Raw genomic sequence first — 13340 nt, forward strand, 5'->3', positions numbered from 1 at the left:
CGCCGCCACCCCGACAGGTCACCGGCTTCCGACGACTCGGCCTACGGGCACTCCGTCGAACGGGGGCCGGCGCTCACCGGACGGCTTCCGTCGCGGTGGATGCCGGCACCTCGGCCGACGCCGCCGTGCCGGGAGCCTCCTGCTCGGGAACGAACGCGATTTCGCCGTCGAGGACCTTGCGCACACGGTCGCGGTCGAGTGCCCCTTCCCACCTCGACACGGCGAACACGGCGACGCAGTTGCCGAGGAGGTTGGTCGCCACCCGCATGGTGTCCATGATCCGGTCGACCCCGAGCAGCAGGGCTACGGCACCGGCCGGGACGACCCCGAGCGCCGAGGCGGTCGCCGACAGCGCGAGGAACGCCGACCCGGGTACGCCCGCCATGCCCTTGCTGGTCAGCATCAGCACCAGTACCACGGTGACCTGCTGACCGAGCGTGAGGTCGATGCCCACAGCCTGGGCGATGAACAGGGTCGCGATCGAGAGGTAGATGGAAGCGCCGTCGAGGTTGAAGGAGTAGCCGGTGGGCAGCACCAGACCCACCGAGTCGTCGCGGCAGCCCGCCTGCCGCAGCTTCTGCATCATGCGCGGCATCACGGTCTCGCTCGACCCCGTTCCGAGGGCCAGGACGAGTTCCTCGCGGGTGTAGCGGACGAACTTCCACAGGCTCACACCGGTGAAGATCTTCAGCGCGGCGCTGAGCAGCAGCAGGAAGAGCAGCGCCACTGCGTAGCAGACGCCGATCAGCTTGCCGTACGTAGTCAGGGCGCTCAGACCGTACTCCCCGATCAGGTGGGCGGTGGCCCCGAACACCGCCAGCGGAGCGAGCCTCATGATGAACCCGACGACGGCGAAGATCACTTCCTGCGCCTGATCCACCGCGGGAAGGATCGCCGGCACTCTGGTGTGTCCCAGGTGCAGCAGAGCGGCGCCCACCAGGCAGGCCAGGACCAGTACCTGCAGCAGGGAGTTCTCGGCGAACGCTCCCACCGCGCTGTCGGGCAGCGAGTGCAGCAGGAACTCGCTCGTGGAGGGCAGCTCACCCCCTCCGGTCTTCTCGGTCACGGCCGAGGCGTCCAGCGAGGCCGGGTCCACGTTCATCCCGCTGCCCGGGCGGACGAGGTTTCCGGCCAGCAGTCCGATCACGAGGGCGAGAGTCGTGGCCACCTCGAACCAGATCAAAGCCTTGAGCCCGATCCGCCCGAAGGACTTCAGGTCACCCGCCTTGGCGATCCCGGTGACCACCACGCAGAAGACCAAGGGGGCGATCACCGCCTTGATCAGCCGGATGAATCCGTCACCGAGCGGCTGTACGACGGAACCCGCATCGGGCCACAGCCCTCCGACGGTGATCCCGGCGACCAGCGCACAGAGCACTTGCACGAACATCGATGTCCGGAGACTTCGAGCGAGACGACGAGCCAGGGACGGACTGGCCTTCGGCATGGATCACTCCCTCACGGCATTCCGTAATACGGAATAAGCATTTCGTTAGTGGCCAACTATCGGTGTGTGACCGGCATGAAGGAAGAGCCGAGTGCCGCAAGGTTGAAATTTTGGCGCAAGGTCCAACCGCGAAGCACAGTGAATCGATGCGAATCCGGACAGGCCCGACAGTCCGCGTCCGTCAGGGAGTTGGCGGGTCGGACACGCGGACGCCGGGCCGGCGAGATGGTCCAGAGTCCGGACTGTCCCTCAGGCGCCACCGGTGCGCGCCGGTCACTCCCGGCAGTTCGCGCAGAGAGACCACGTGTGCTGTCGTTCCGCTCCCCCACAAGCCGTGCATCACGGACCGGCCGTCGACATCCTTTGTCAGCACCTCGGCACGCAGCAGCGGTTGAAGGTTGCCGGAAGACGGCAGTGCGACAAGAGCGGCGCCGCCGACAAGATGGAGGCGGAGAGGCGCGCCGGATGACGCTCTGCCAGTCACGGGTTCATTGCCGACGTCAAGGTGCCCATCCCGTCGGCACCGTGGCGGGGCCGTCGGCGGTCGCCGTCGCACCGTCTCCGGCTGCCGTGGACTGGGCAACGTCGGAGGCGGCTCCCTGAATACCGCAGCGAAGAGGGAGCGAAGATGCTGACAGGGCACCGAGCGCCGTTCGCCGCCACCGTGCCGGTGAAGACACATCTGCGTGCCACGGTGTGGGGACCGGCGGAGTTCGCGGGACTGCCGCCCCGGCAGTTGGTCGCCGAGGGAGTTCTGATCGGGACCCTGAGCGTGGGAGCGGTGGTGGGCGTCACCTTCGTCGGCGCATGGACCGGCATGCCCGTCCTCGCGAACGGCGAGGCCGGGCTGGTGTGCGCCGCGGCCCCCCTCATCCACCTGGTGACGGTGCGAGCCGGCAGAGCACTGGTGGGAATCGCCGCTGTCCTGGCCGTGTGCCTCGCGCTGCATGCGCCGCAGGCCGCCGCGGGCGTAGTCCTCTCCGCACGTGGACAGGTCCAGTCCGGGGTCGTGACATCCGTGGAGGCCCGCCCGGACCATGCCGACCCCCGGGGCCGGTACCTCTGTTCCGTGATGGCGAGGGACGGGACGCTTCTCCGCGTGCGCTCCTGGAGAGGCTGCGGGCGGAACACGCGCCCCGGGGATGCCCTCGCGGTGGTCTCCGACCCGCATGGCCTGGTACTGCCCCGCGGCCTGGGCTCCCCCGACGGAGTACGCCGCGCGCTGTGGGAACTGGCGGGATGGGCCGGGGCCTTGTTGGCCACGTGTGTCATCGCCGTGGTGCGATCCTTCCGTATGCCGCCTCCACCCGCCGAAACCGTATCGAGGTAGAGAAGTGCCCATCCTGGGGAAAGGGCCGCTGACCCCAGTGGGCAGTCAGAACGCCGGCGGCCCCGTGTCGGCCCGGCCACTGCGTCGTCCTCGCATCCTCTGTCTCGCTGGGTCCGCGTACTGACCCACCGCCGGACCGGCCGTGCGACGGAATGCCGTACCGGCAGTAACTCCAATCAGTCGACGCGGAGTTGAGGCCTTCCCCCAATGGGTGCGGGTTGCCAGGGCTCGTAACGTCGGGAGCAGGACGTGCCGGGTGTGCCGCCGGGGTGGGTCGTGCCGCGGAACCTGCCTGGCCTGGGGAATGGACTCGGGTGACGAGGACAGTGGTCGCGGCGGAGCGGGCCGTGTTCCGGGGTGGGGTGGTGCCGGTTCTGGCGACGGCCTTCCTGTGGGGCACGGTCGGGCCCGCCCAGATTCTCGCCGGAACCGACGCGTCCCCGGTGGCGATCGGCGCGTGCCGGATGCTGCTCGGCGGCTTGGTGCTGGGTCTGTGCACCGCGCGGCCGGCCGGCATCCGGTCCGTCTGGCGGCGCCGCACCTGGGGCTGGACGGCCGTCAGCATCGCCGTCACGGCCGCCTTTCAGGCCTGCTTCCTGGAGGCGGTGGCCCGCAACGGCGCCGCTCTGGCGACGGCGGTCACCTTCGGCACCGTGCCGGTCGTCTCGGGGGTGTGCGGCCGGCTGCTGGCCGGCGAACGGCTCGGCGGGCGATGGGTGTGCGGTACCGCGGGCGCCGTCGCCGGCATCGTGCTGCTCCTCGTCCCGGACGGCGGCGCGGACACCGACGGCACGGGCGTGCTGCTCGGGATCGTCGCCGGAGCGGGCTTCGGGATCTACATCTCGGCGACCAAGCAGTTGGAGGAGCGCGGCGCGGACACCGCGACCGCGGCGCCCATCAGTGTGTTCTGCGCGGGAATCCTCGTCTCACCGTGGGTCTTCACCCACCCCCAGGGACTGGCCGAACCGCGGGCGTTGGCTTTGATCGGCTGGCTGGCGCTGGCCACGACGGCCCTGGGATATCTGCTGTTCACCCGGGGGGTCCGGCTCTTGAGCGGGGCCACCGTCGGCACGCTCAGCCTGGCGGAACCGCTGGTCGCCGCCGTGCTGGGGGTCGCGCTGCTGGGCGAGCGCCCGGGCGCGGCCGCCGTGGTCGGCGCGGTGTTGCTGCTCGGCGGCCTCGTCGTGGTCTCGCTGCCGGCCCGGCGCCGCACGCGCCCGGTGCCGGCCTTGGAGGGGGGAAGGAACTGACGCCGCCCTCCGGCCGACACCCTCCTCCGGTCAGGACCGTCTGCCGGGCGGCCCGACCACCCCGGGGCAGCCGGCCGTGTGCCTCCTCGCGCGGCCGGGGTCGGCGGCGCGCGAGGAGTCCGGGCCCCTGGAACGGGCGGCCGGCGCGGGTCAGCGGTCCTGGTAGGTGGCCATGGCCTCGTTCACCCGGGGCGAGAAGAACAGCGGACCGATGGCGTCCGCCCAGGCCATTCCCTCAGGGGTGAGCCGCAGCACCGCCTCGTCCCGCTCCACCCAGCCGCGCTCGGTCACCAGGGCGAACTCGGCGGGGAAGTCCTCCTGCGGCAGACTGCCGAACCGCTCGCGGTAACGCTCGACGGGCAGACCGCCCGACTCCAGCAGCATGCCCAGGACGAACATCCGGCGCCGCTCGCCGTCGTCCATCCGGAACGACCACTGCGCGCGCCGGAACTCCTCGGCCGGCGTCGCGATGTACTCGTCGATGATCCGCCTGACCTCCGGCACCGCGACGGCGTAGTCCGTGGTGTAGTGCAGGTCGGTGGTGAACGACCGGGCGCCGACCCCGAGACCCACCATCCCGGCCTGCTGGTTGTACTCGCTGATGTTGTGCTCGTCCGCGCCGTCGACCGCGGCGGACCCGATCCGGCTGAAGACCCGCATCGAGGTCTGCCGGTACCCGGCGGACAGCAGGTGGTCCCGTCCGAAGCGGTACAGCCGCAGCCGCTGCGCGTCCCACAGCTCGCCGCTCGTGTCGTGCCGGGCCATGAGCCCGGTCAGCGGCCGGACGTACAGCGGGTAGAGGTAGATCTCCTCGGGTTCCCAGGACAGCGCCGCGTCGAGCGACACCTGGAAGCTCTGCTCGGTCTGGCCTTCGATGCCGTAGATCAGGTCGATGTTGAGGATCGGGAAGGCGGCCTCCTTCAGCCGGCCGAGCGCGGCCTCCACCTCCGAGCGCTTCTGCGGCCGTACGGCGGCCCGTGCTTCTTCGTCGACGAAGCTCTGCACGCCGATGCTCAGCCGGGTGGCGCCCCGTTCCGCGAGGAGCGCGATCCGGTCGGCGGTCGCGGTGGCCGGCGAGGTCTCCACCGACCAGGGCACCGCCTCGAGATCCGCGCCCATCACCTGCTCGCAGATGTCGCACAGCCGGGCCAGTTCGTCGACGGTGAGATACGTCGGGGTGCCGCCGCCGAACGCCGCGAGGGTGAACCGCGGGGTGCCGTTGGCCTCCAGCGCCTCCCGGGTCGCACGCGCCTGCCGGGCCAGGGTGTCCAGGAACGCGCCGGTGACCTCCTCCGGCGCCCCGGTACGGGTGAAGAGGTTGCAGAACCCGCAGCGCATCTCGCAGAACGGGACGTGGACGTAGAGGGACAGGGCGTCGAGCCGCTCACCGGCCCAGACGTCGGACAACAGCGGCCGGTCGGTGCCGAGCCGGTACGCCTTCTGATGCGGATAGGCGTACACGTACTGCTTGTAGGGAGTCGTCGGTTCCTCGGGGACGGAAGAGGCTGTCCGGAGCGGTAACGAGGTTGCCACGTGCGGGAGTTCCTTCCGGGTTCGGACACATCGGAATGGATCACGTCGCGCCGGGAACAGCCTGGTCGACAACGGGGCACTGGTGACATGAGGCGAATCCCCTAAGTAACTCCCCCGATTCCCCACCACGTTGGACGCTTCCTCCCATTGCCCGAAGCTCCCATGTCTGGCATAGGCGACCGCCTGGGGCAGCCGGTGCGAAACACGACACCCTGGAATCGGCTACCGCTTTGGGATATCCATGTCGTCCATGAAGCGACTCCTGTTAGCGGCCGGCGGGGGCGGGGACGCCATCACGACGGCGATGGTGCACGCCGCCCTGCACGGGCCGGACGAGCCCGCCCTCGTCCTGACCTACGCCTGGGAACGACTGGTGGTGGACCCGGTGCCGGGGCCGCGCCGGCCATCCGACTTCACCGGCACCGTGCCGGCCGGTCCGACGCTGCGCCTCGTCACCCCGGCCACCGCGCCGCGCCCGCCGGCCGGCTCGCTGCTGCCCGGACTGGCCGCCGGACTACGGCCCGAACTGGGCCTGCTCGACCCCTACCAGGGCGCCACGGGACTGGCCCGGCAGATCGAGGAGGCCGCCGCGTACTGCGGGGCCGACCGGCTCGACATCGTCGATGTCGGCGGCGACGTCCTGGCCGACGGCACCGAACCCACCCTGCGCAGCCCTCTGGGGGACGCCCTGGCGCTGGCCGCCGCCGCCCACACCACCCTCGCCGTCTGGGTGCACGTCGCCGGCCCGGGACTCGACTCCGAGGTCCCCGAGTCCACCCTGCTGCCCAAGCTCGGCGCCCCCCTGCGCATCCTGACGACCGAAGACACCCTGGCTGTCGCCCAGGTCTTCGACTGGCACCCCTCGGAGGCGAGCGCGCTCCTGGTCGCGGCGGCCCGCGGCATCCGCGGAGTCTGCGGCACCCGGGACGCCCCGCACCCCGTCACCCTCACCGCCACCAGCCCCGCCGTCTACCGCCTCCCCCTCGCCCGCGCCCTCGAACTCAACCCCCTGGCGAGGGAGTTGGCCGGAACGACGAACCTCACCGAAGCCGAACGTGCCAGTGAACGAGTCTGCGGATTCTCCGAGATCGCCCGCGAACGCGCCCGCGCGACCCGCACGACTCCGCCCGCCACGCGACTACTCCCTCCGTCTTCCGAGCCTTCCCCCACCACTCAGCCCACCACCCCACCACCCCTGACCGACCGCTTCACCCAATGGGAGCGCCGCACCGCCCGCACAGGAATCTCCTACGTCACCTCGCGCCGCATAAACGAGGAACTGGCCCTGAACCACTCGGCCTGGACCGAACTCCGCACCCACCTCCGCACGACATCCCCCTCACGGGACGCCGCACCCCTGTGGCGACTGGCGGGATGACACCGTCCACGGAGTGCGGGGGAACGCCACGAGACCACCATCCTCACAACGGCTCAGAACGGCCCTGGTGCACACCAAGGCAGATCACAGTCATTCGAGGGCAGCGTCGCCAGCCCGACAGCGGTGAGGCTGCGGACTTCTCTCCCGCCCTTGGTGCGGGCTCCGTCCAGGAGCTGGCCCTGGCGACGAAGGGCATCACCGGGGGGACTGCCGACCGAGCATGTCTGCGACGATGTCGAGCTGAGTGCGGACCGCGCCCGCGGCGAAGACCGAGCGGATCGTTACGGCCACCATCTCCGCGGATCCCATCGGGATAACGGCGGAGACGTTATACGCAAAGAGGACCCAGGTCGTCTCCGACAAGGAGCACGCTGATCGCCGTCATGGGCCCTACGAAACCACGACCGCTGTCCCACCGGTGGGGCAGGCCGCCGAGCCGGTCAACGGCGCAGGACCACGCCGTACCGGGTGCGCAGCCGGTGAATCTCCCACCACCCCACGGCTGTCACCGAGGCCGGGCCGCCGAGCAGCGCACACAGCTGCATCGCCGGCGGTCCGGGCGGAGGCCCGCCCGCGACCAGGCCGATAACCGCGAACTCCCAGACGAGCACGCAGGTGAGCAGGGCGGGCAGGGCCGCGTGCACCTCCGCAGTGTTGAAGGCGCTGCGGACGGCGGGCCCAGAGGCGAACACCACGAACAGCAGTATCCAGAGCATCGGGACGAACGCGCCGAAGAAGAGCAGGGGCGCCAGGAAGACCTGCGCCGCGCCGACGGACGCCCCCTCCGTGAGGCCAGCGGTCGTCAAGCCGCCTGCGAGGGCAAGCACGGGTACGAGGCCGAACGCGCCGAAGTACCACAGCGCCGGCCGCCCGGCGGCGCGCAGGCGCCGCCGCATGACCCCGCGCACGTCCGACGGGGCCCAGTACAGCAGCACCGTCACCACCACGGGCGCGCTGAGCAGCAGCAGCCACGGCGTGATCACCAGCCGCATCCAGTACTGCTGCTGGGCCTGAGCCATGTCCTCCGGCTTGCCGTAGGCGATCAGGATGAGGAAGGACGTGACGGCGGCGGTCCAGGCGCGCACCTTCTGCACCCGCGCCACCTCCGGGTCCCCGACACGGCGGTGACCGCGCGCGGGGAAGAGCCGCCGCGCACGGCTGCGGGCCGAGCGGGCCAGCGGGTAGCACACCAGCAGGGGGAGGGTCATTCCCCACAGGCACGGCATCAGCAGCAGTGCCCACACACAGCCGTGCACGCGGTGCCGCCCACCCCGGAGCACCTCACCGAGGGTCGGCCACTCGTCGTCGCGCAGCCGCCGCCACACGGAGGTGTGCTGCGGGACCGGGCCATATGGGCCGGGCTGCGACGGGACGTACGGATCGTGCGGAGGCGTCCCCGGCGGTGTCGCGAACGGGTTGCCGCTCGGCGCCGGCGGCGGCTGGTAGGGGTTGCCGTGCGGTGCCCCCGGCGGCTGGTACGGGTTGCGTCCCCCGAAAGTCACGCTGCTGTCCTTCCTGATCTGTTGGTAGTGCTCCGGAGAAGTCAACTACTCTGCGGCTCATCGGACATGGGAACGCGTCAGGATGCCCCGCATCCGCCCTGGATTCGCCCTGCGCGTGCCCGGCAGCCCTGGCAGGATCTCCGCATGCGGACCGTGTACGCCCTGTTCGTGGGCATCGACGATTATCCCGGAGCACCACTGAGCGGATGCGTGAACGACGTACGGGAGGCGGAGGCATGGCTGCGGCGCCAGGGCCATGTCGCCTCCGACATCCGGCGGTTGCACGACGGTGACGCCACCCTGGCCGCCGTGAGAGCCGGGATTGAGCGGCATCTCGGCCGCAGCGGGCCGGGGGACACCGCGCTGCTCTGGTTCAGCGGCCACGGCAGCGAGGAGCCCACCGACGCACCGTGGGAGGGCACCGGCAAGTCGCAGGCGCTGGTGTGCTACGACAGTCTCGCCGACGGTCACCCGCCGCTGTGGGACACCGAGCTCGGTGCGCTGCTGGACGGTATCACCGCGCGCGGGGCGCATGTGGTGGCCGTACTCGACTGCTGCCACTCGGGCGGCGCCACCCGGGACGGTGCCGCTGTGCGTGCCGTGTCCTGGCGCCCCTGGTGGCCGTCGTGGACGACGCTCGGGGCACGGGACGGCGGGGGCCAGGGGCCGCTGCCGCGCCGGCACATCCTGCTCGCCGCCTGCCGGCCACAGGAGCGCGCCCACGAGGACGTCCTCGGCGGGCAGGTGCGCGGCTATTTCAGTCATGCTCTGCTGGAGGCACTCGGCAAGCTGGGTCCCTCAGCCACGTACGGCGGCCTGCACGCGCTCGTCGAGGAACGCGTGCGCCGATTGAGCTCGGTGCAGCACCCCGAGCTGCGCGGTGGCGAGGACCGGCGTTTCCTGTCCGGCGACCCGGCGCCGGACTCCCCCTTCCTGCTACGGCACACGGTGGCGGGCTGGGAGGTCAATTGCGGCCAGGCACACGGCCTGCGCGCGGCGGGAGCAGAGTTCACGCTGCTCGACGGCACCGGTGCACCGAGAGCGGTCGTCGTCCGAGAGGTCCGGGCGGAGTCGGCTCTGGTGGACCCGGCAGGCTGGTGTCCGGGGCCCGCCGACCAAGACGCGGTGTTCGGGGTGACGCCGTCGGCACTGGCCTTCCCCCCGGCGGCCGTGACGCTCGCCGGCGATCCCGGGGGCGTACGCCTGATCGAGGCGGCCGTCGCCAGCGCGCCCATGCTGTCGACGGACGCGGCCGGCGCGTCCGTGCCGTCGGCCAGCGCCGGCAGCCTGCCACTGCGGGTGGACGCGGGCCCGGGCTGGGCGCGGGTGTCCGGCGGGGCCGGCCGAGGCCTGCCGCCGCTACCGGTGCGGTCGCCCGCAGACGCGGACCGCGTCGCCGACTGCCTGACGCACCTCGCGCGCTGGCAGCATCTGCGCGACCTGGTCAATCCGGATCCCTGGCTGTCGTCACTTGTGCGGATCACGGTGGAGGCCACGGGGGTAGGCACCGTGCGGCACTCCCCCGACGGGGAAATCGTGTGCTCCTACACCGCCGATCACCGGCCGCCGCAGGTGATGGTGGGCATCCACAACGACTCCGACCGTCCCCTGTGGTGTGTCCTGCTCGACCTGACCGACAGCTACGCCGCCTCCGCGAGCCTGTACGACGGCGACTTCGTCGGCGCGGGGCGTACCGGCTGGGCCCGGCGCGGCCAGCCCGTGTGGCTGTACCTGCCGCCGGGGGACGCGGTGGTGCCGGGGGCGCTCACCCGGGACTGGCTGAAGGTGATCGTGGCGGAGACCGAGCTCAACACCGCCCCGTTCACCCTGGATCGGTGGTCCCCCAGCGCGGCCCCGGCCGCTCGGACCGGCGCCGCGCAGGGTGCCGCCGCGGACGGCTTGCTGCGGCTGACCGCGCCGTCGGGCGGCCGGAACGCGGGCGGCCCCCCGCAGGGCCCGGGCCGCTGGGGAACGGCCCAGGTACGCGTACGGACCGAGGTGCCCTGAGCCGGCCCCGGGGCCGGCTCACCAGCCGAGGTGGGTGAACCCGGCCCAGGCCGTCAGGTCGTCGCCGCGGATCCGTTCGACGCGTACCCTTAGGTAGGCGGGCATGCCGGGCGGGGGCGTGCGCAGGTCGTCCAGCATCCACATCTGGGCGCTGCGCAGCGCCTGCCCGGGTGGCAGCCCGTCGCGGTGCATGAAGTGGTGGGTCATGTACATCAGCAGCGAGGTTGCCTCGTCGGGCACCGGCCACAACGACCCAATGACAGAGCGTGCGCCGGCGACGAGAAACGCCGTGGACAGGCTGTAGGCCTCGTCGTAGCCGTGTCCGGACACATTGGTCCGGCAGGCGGCGAGGACCACCAGGTTCAGGTGGCGGTAGCGGGCCACCCCCTCGGTGAGCACTTCGGCGGCCAGATTGCCGCCCGACAGGGCGAGATGGGCGCTGTGCCGCTCGCCCTGACGTACCACGCCGTGACAGGCGAGGTGCAACAGGCCGCCTCGCTGCCGGCCCAGCCAGGCGGTGACGGCGGCAGGGGTGGCGGTGCCGGGGCCGAGTAGTTCGCCGTCTGGGTGGAAGGCTCGGTGAATCGCCTCGGCCTCCTCGCCGGCGTGCTGGAGGTCGCGGGTGGGGTTGCCGACGACGAGCGCCTGCCGGGTCGCGGAGACGGGCCGTGCGGCCACCTCGCACAGGAGTCGGGCGGAGGGCAGATAGGAGATGCGGGCGAGCTGGCAGGCGCGGCGCCCTCCGGGCAGGCGTGCCGCGTGCCACGGCACGGCTCCCAGTTCGGCCATGGGAACCATGATGAGGGACGGGGTGCGGCCGTACCCGCGCGGAAGCTCGGCGAGCAGCTTCTCCATCACCGCCTCGCCCGCCCAGTCGCACAGGCGCTCCAACGCGGCGCGGCTGTCGTCAGGGCGCGCCGCGGAGCCGGAGAGGGCTTCCGGCAGAGGCGGTCCGCCGGCGTCGCGGCCGGGGGTGCCGACGGCCCGGTAGGCGGCCAGCGGGCCCGCGGACACAGAGAGCCGGGGCAGGTCTACGACGCGGGTGGCACCGTCGGCGGTGACGATGAGGGCTTGGCCGGGATCGGGTCGTCGTCCAAAGAAGATCTGGTCCTTCAGGCCGGGCCGCTCCTCAGCGGCGGGCAACAGGTAGACCAATGCCGTGGCGCCCAGGGTGCCCAGAGCACTGGCGATCTCCTCGATCGAGGGGGCGTCCAACAGCCGCCGGCGCAGCGGCGAGGCGGCCAGCGCCCGCAGTACCCGGCGGCGCAGCCGGCTGTTGGGTCCACTGGTCGACTGCGGGGCGCCGCCCAGCGGGGTGTCCTCCGGCCCGGGGGCTGCCACTACGCCCGCCCGGCGCCACTCGTGGGCCAGGTCGTCCTGCCCTAGCGCGGCCAGCATGTCGGGCACCGTGGCGGCCACGCTCGCCGCGTGCAGGGCGAGTCCGCGTCCGGCGTCCAGGGCGCGGACGGCGTCCGCATGGGCTCCGTCGGCCAGGCACCAACGGGCTACGGAAACGGCCTCCTCACCGGCGCGCCGGGCGGTCTCGGCGGCGTGCACCGTACCGGACTGCAGGAGAACGGTCCAGGCGCGCGCTTTGAGAGACTCCAAGCCGATGCGCCGGGCCTCGTCGTGGTGGGGCCGTTTCGCCGACGGGTCGTACAAGTGCGCGGCGTCGCCGCGGAACCGGTGGGCGTCGGCGAGGATCGACCCGGTCCATCCCCAGCTCGGGTTCTCCGGTCCGGCGGCCAGCCGCCAGGTGTGCCGGAGCCAGGAGATGCCCTGGTCCAGGTGGTGGAACCGGTGCGGGTGCGGGGCAACGGACATCACGCCGAGGCTGCAGTGGCTCGTGCCGAGGGTGAAGGCGGAGCGGGTCCAGCGCATGTCGTCAGGGTCGTCAAGCAGGTCGAGGGCGTCCTCCAGCATGCGCTGGGCCTCCAGAGCGCCCTGGTAGTCCTTGGCCATCATGGCCTGGCTGGCGCGGGTGCTGCCCAGGGCGCTGAGCCGGTCGATCTGGGCGTCGCGAGGCAGGGCCGCGATCTGCCGCCGCACCTCCTCCGGCGAGGCGAGCGCGGGGTGCGTGTCCGCGCTCGGCATGCGTCCCGTGCGGCGGGCGCGGATAAGCTCCAGCCCTGTTCTGGCGTTGGCGAGATGGGCCTGGAGGCTCAGGGCGTCCATGTGGCCGGGCGGGAACCGGTCCAGCACCGACTCCAGCACGCGGATCTGCTCGGCCAGCGCGTCCTCGTCCTCGCGGCGCGCGGCCTGGTGGATACGGAACATGGCGAGCTGGCCCGCCGCGGCCGCGCGATGGTCGTCGCTGAAGAGAGACGAGTCGGACAACCGGGCCAGCTCCTCGACGGCCGAGTCGAAGTCGTCCTCCCCTCCGGTGAGCTGGGCGAGGTGGGCACGCAGCCCGGCGTGGTGGTACTCGAGGGCCTCGCGCTGCGTGCTGCCGGGAGGGAGCAGGACACGCGCCTTCTCCAGCCGGGCGATCTCGTCCTCCATCTGGGCCGGGTCGTCCATGTGCTGCAGCCCGGACGAGGCGCCCATGGTGGCGATTATGCCCTGCCAGTTGTCCTCGGCAGGCCCGAATTCCGCTGCTTCGCGTCGCAGTTCCTCCTCCCGCTGCGGGTCGGAGATGGTCTGGTCGAACCGAAGCATCGGCAGCATGGCGAGGATATGGCCCGCCCGCAGCCCCGACATCACGGTGCCCCTCGGCAGCTCCCGCCAATCCGCGTACAGGCGGCCGAAGGCCTCACGGCCCGTCGCACAGCCCAGGCGGTCGAGAACGAGCGCGGTCAGCCGGCTCAGGTCCCGGGAGTCGACCGTCCCCCCGCCGGCCGCCTCCTTCAGCTCGTACATCAGCGCATGCAGGTCGTAGGGCGGGTACGCCACG

At 71.9% G+C, this 13340-nt stretch carries 8 protein-coding genes; 4 read left to right on the plus strand and 4 right to left on the minus strand.

Translation table 11 applies throughout. From position 1 onward, the window contains the following. Nucleotides 1-73: 73 nt before the first annotated feature. On the minus strand, nt 74-1447 hold the full coding sequence (locus tag ACH499_RS05055) for a cation:dicarboxylate symporter family transporter (protein WP_399013869.1): 1374 nt from the start codon (nt 1445-1447) through the stop codon (nt 74-76). A 628-nt stretch (nt 1448-2075) separates the two neighbouring features. Between ACH499_RS05055 and ACH499_RS05060 the strand changes: the two genes are divergently transcribed. Both ACH499_RS05060 and ACH499_RS05065 read left to right on the plus strand, forming a co-directional pair. Continuing rightward, nucleotides 2076-2777 carry a hypothetical protein gene (locus tag ACH499_RS05060; protein ID WP_399013870.1) on the plus strand — a complete coding sequence of 234 codons (702 nt, stop codon included), beginning with the start codon at nt 2076-2078 and terminating at the stop codon, nt 2775-2777. Between the two features lie 314 nt (nt 2778-3091). Further along, nucleotides 3092-4027 carry a DMT family transporter gene (locus ACH499_RS05065; RefSeq protein ID WP_399013871.1) on the plus strand — a complete coding sequence of 312 codons (936 nt, stop codon included), beginning with the start codon at nt 3092-3094 and terminating at the stop codon, nt 4025-4027. Between the two features lie 150 nt (nt 4028-4177). Here the strand turns inward: ACH499_RS05065 and ACH499_RS05070 are convergent, their stop codons facing one another. Then, on the minus strand, nt 4178-5560 hold the full coding sequence (locus ACH499_RS05070; protein WP_399013872.1) for an STM4012 family radical SAM protein: 1383 nt from the start codon (nt 5558-5560) through the stop codon (nt 4178-4180). A gap of 250 nt (nt 5561-5810) precedes the next feature. Here ACH499_RS05070 and ACH499_RS05075 point away from each other — a divergent pair, with 250 nt between their 5' ends. Next, on the plus strand, nt 5811-6938 hold the full coding sequence (locus ACH499_RS05075) for a DUF1152 domain-containing protein (protein WP_399013873.1): 1128 nt from the start codon (nt 5811-5813) through the stop codon (nt 6936-6938). 440 nt (nt 6939-7378) lie between these two features. Here the strand turns inward: ACH499_RS05075 and ACH499_RS05080 are convergent, their stop codons facing one another. Next, nucleotides 7379-8440 (minus strand): hypothetical protein, encoded by a 1062-nt coding sequence (locus ACH499_RS05080; RefSeq protein WP_399013874.1) that lies wholly within the window; start codon nt 8438-8440, stop codon nt 7379-7381. Nucleotides 8441-8584: 144 nt separating this feature from the next. Here ACH499_RS05080 and ACH499_RS05085 point away from each other — a divergent pair, with 144 nt between their 5' ends. Then, the gene (locus tag ACH499_RS05085) at nt 8585-10447 is read left to right on the plus strand and encodes a caspase family protein (protein ID WP_399013875.1); all 1863 of its coding nucleotides are present in this window, start codon (nt 8585-8587) and stop codon (nt 10445-10447) included. Nucleotides 10448-10465: 18 nt separating this feature from the next. Here the strand turns inward: ACH499_RS05085 and ACH499_RS05090 are convergent, their stop codons facing one another. Next, nucleotides 10466-13339, minus strand: a complete 2874-nt coding sequence (locus tag ACH499_RS05090; RefSeq protein WP_399013876.1) for a CHAT domain-containing protein — start codon at nt 13337-13339, stop codon at nt 10466-10468. Nucleotide 13340 lies beyond the last annotated feature (1 nt).

Origin of the sequence: Streptomyces sp. NPDC018947 (assembly GCF_044390505.1) — a bacterium.
Classification (GTDB): Bacteria; Actinomycetota; Actinomycetes; order Streptomycetales; family Streptomycetaceae; genus Streptomyces.